Consider the following 2,185-nt stretch of genomic DNA (forward strand, 5'->3'; position numbering starts at 1 on the left):
CCGTGACCACCGATCCGCCCCTCGACCTCCCCCTCCCCCGTCCCGCCAATGGAGCCGTGCGATGAGCCAGTTGATCACCCCGGAACTGGTCGACCTCGACCTGACCGCCACCACCAAGGAAGCGGCCTCCCGCGCGCTGGCCGAACGGCTGGCCGCCGCCGGCCGCGTCACCGACCTCGAAGGCTTCCTGGCCGACGTGGCGGCGCGCGAGGCGCAGATGCCGACCGGCCTGGACGGCGGCATCGGCATCCCGCACTGCCGCAGCGCCCACGTCACCGAGCCCAGCCTGGCCTTCGGGCGCGCGGCCCACGGCATCGACTTCGGCGCGACGGACGGCCCCGCCGACCTGATCTTCCTGATCGCGGCCCCGACCGGTGCCGACGAGGACCACATGACGATCCTCTCCGCGCTGGCCCGTCAGCTGATGCGACCCGAGTTCACCACCGCCCTGCGGGAGACGGCCTCCGCCGAGGAGGCCACCGCGCTGATAGCCAACGACGAGGCGCGGCCGACGGCGCCCAGGACGCGACGGCCGACGGCGCCCAGGACGCGACGGCCGACGGCCGCGCCACCCCGCAGAAGAGCCCGCAGGACGCCCGCCCCTTCCGGGTCGTCGCCGTCACCTCGTGCCCGACGGGGATCGCGCACACCTACATGGCCGCCGAGTCGCTTCAGCGGGCCGCCGCCGACGAGGGGGTGGAGATCACCGTCGAGACCCAGGGCTCGGCCGGGTTCGAGCGGCTTGCGCCCGAGCTCGTCGACGCCGCCGACGCGGTGATCTTCGCCCATGACGTCGAGGTCAGGGAGAAGGACAGGTTCGCCGGCAAGCCCCTCGTCGACGTCGGCGTCAAGGCCGCCATCAACCGGCCCGCCGAGCTGCTCGCCGAGGCGCGGGCGAAGGCGGCGCGCGGCGAGGTCGCCGCGCCGGGCACCGCCCCGAGCACCCCGCTCGACCGGACCGGCGAACCGGGCGACCACTTCGGCACCCGACTGCGCAAGTGGCTGATGACCGGCGTCAGCTACATGGTGCCGTTCGTCGCCGCTGGCGGGCTGCTGATCGCCCTCGCCTTCGCCATCGGCGGCTACGGGATCAACGGGGCGCCCTCCGTCGCCGACCACTTCGTGTGGACCGAGGCGGACAGCTGGGCGGCCCTGATGTTCCAGATCGGCGGCGCCGCGTTCGGCTTCCTGATCCCCGTGCTCGCCGGCTACATCGCCTACGGCATGGCCGACCGCCCCGGCCTCGTGCCCGGCTTCGTCGGCGGCGCCATCGCCGTCACCATCAACGCCGGCTTCCTCGGCGGCCTGGCCGCCGGCCTGCTGGCCGGCACGGTGGTGATGGGCATCCAGCGGGTCCGCATCCCACCGGTGCTGCGCGGCATCATGCCGGTGGTCGTGATCCCGCTGCTGTCCTCCGCCGTGGTCGGCTTCCTGATGTTCATCGTCGTCGGCAAGCCGATCGCCGAGGCGCAGCAGTCGATGACGACGTGGCTCGGCGACCTCAGCGGCACCAACGCGGTGCTGCTCGGCGTGCTGCTCGGCCTGATGATGTGCTTCGACCTGGGCGGCCCGGTCAACAAAGTCGCCTACGCCTTCGCCACCGGCGGCATCGCCGTGGCCGACCCGACTCAGGCCAGCCTGGAGATCATGGCGGCCGTGATGGCCGCCGGCATGGTCCCGCCGCTGGGCATGGCCCTGGCCACCACCGTGCGCGGCCGGCTCTTCACGCCGACCGAGCGGGAGAACGGAAAGGCCGCCTGGGTGCTCGGCGCCTCCTTCATCAGCGAGGGCGCCATCCCGTTCGCCGCCGCCGACCCGCTGCGGGTGATCCCCTCGGCGATGGCGGGCGGCGCCGTCACCGGCGCGCTGTCCATGGCCTTCGGCAGCACGCTGCGTGCCCCGCACGGCGGTGTCTTCGTGGTGCCGCTGGTCGGCAGCCCGCTGGCCTACCTGGTGGCCATCGCCGCCGGCACCCTCGTCACCACGAGCCTGGTGGTGCTGCTGAAGGGGCGGCGGACCGGCGGCCCCGGCCGCCCGGCCGGCGGCGACTCCACCCCGGCCGAGGCGCCGGCCGAGGAGCGCGTGGCGGCCGCGGCGGCGGCTTGATCCGGTTGCCGTGACCACGACGAGGGCGGGAGCATGGAGGTGCCGGTGTCCCCGGACGCGCACGGACGCTCCGGGGTCA

Annotated in this window: 1 pseudogene; it reads left to right on the forward strand. The window is 74.2% G+C overall.

From position 1 onward, the window contains the following. Positions 1-61: 61 nt before the first annotated feature. Positions 62-2,106 (forward strand): annotated as a pseudogene (locus tag E1265_RS35730) (fructose-specific PTS transporter subunit EIIC). Positions 2,107-2,185: the final 79 nt, after the last annotated feature.

Origin of the sequence: Streptomyces sp. 8K308, from assembly GCF_004348315.1 — a bacterium.
Lineage (GTDB): Bacteria > Actinomycetota > Actinomycetes > Streptomycetales > Streptomycetaceae > Streptomyces.